2 protein-coding genes are annotated in these 658 nt (G+C 61.7%); both read left to right on the forward strand.

What is annotated here, in order from left to right; genetic code table 11:
- The coding region (locus EOA60_RS35985; protein ID WP_245502718.1) for a GDSL-type esterase/lipase family protein at positions 1-385 on the forward strand (385 nt) is incomplete at its 5' end.
- Positions 386-506: 121 nt separating this feature from the next.
- On the forward strand, positions 507-658 hold a 152-nt coding region (locus EOA60_RS35990; RefSeq protein WP_281060821.1), incomplete at its 3' end, for a 2'-5' RNA ligase family protein.

Consider the following 658-nt stretch of genomic DNA (forward strand, 5'->3'; position numbering starts at 1 on the left):
GTCGGTGCCCGACGGCACCGGGCTCGTCATCCTCGAGCTCGGCGCCAACGACATGCTGCGCGGCGTGTCGCCCGAGATCGCCGAGAAAAATCTCGACGCTATGTTGGCCAAGTTGAAGCAGCGGAACATTCCGGTGCTCCTGGCAGGCATGCTTGCAGCGCCCAATCTGGGCGCCGAGTACCAGAAGGCCTTCGACGCCATCTACCCGAAGCTTGCCGCGAAATACGCCGTTCCGCTCTATCCGTTTTTTCTTGACGGGGTCGCCGGCCACCCGGCCATGCAGCTGGAGGACGGTCTTCATCCCAACCCGAAGGGAATAGACGTCATGGTCAAAGGCATTCTACCGGTCGTGGAAAAAGCCATCGCCGCCAAGGGCGGCGCGTGATGGGACCAAAACGCCACGGTTTCCCCAGGGGAAAGCTTGTGGACAACAAACCGCTTGCCCCGCATGGCTATCGATGATTCGCTAGGGGCGAGAGTTTCGATTCGAGGACAGGAGGCTTCCCATGCCGCGTCTTTTCACCGCCCTCGAAATTCCGCGTGATGCCGCGCTTTCACTCTCGCTGCTCCGGGGCGGCCTGCCCGGAGCCCGCTGGATCGACGTCGAAAACTATCATCTGACGCTGCGCTTCATCGGCGATGTGGAGGGCCATATCGC

Source organism: Mesorhizobium sp. M1A.F.Ca.IN.020.06.1.1, from assembly GCF_004023265.1.
Classification (GTDB): domain Bacteria; phylum Pseudomonadota; class Alphaproteobacteria; order Rhizobiales; family Rhizobiaceae; genus Mesorhizobium.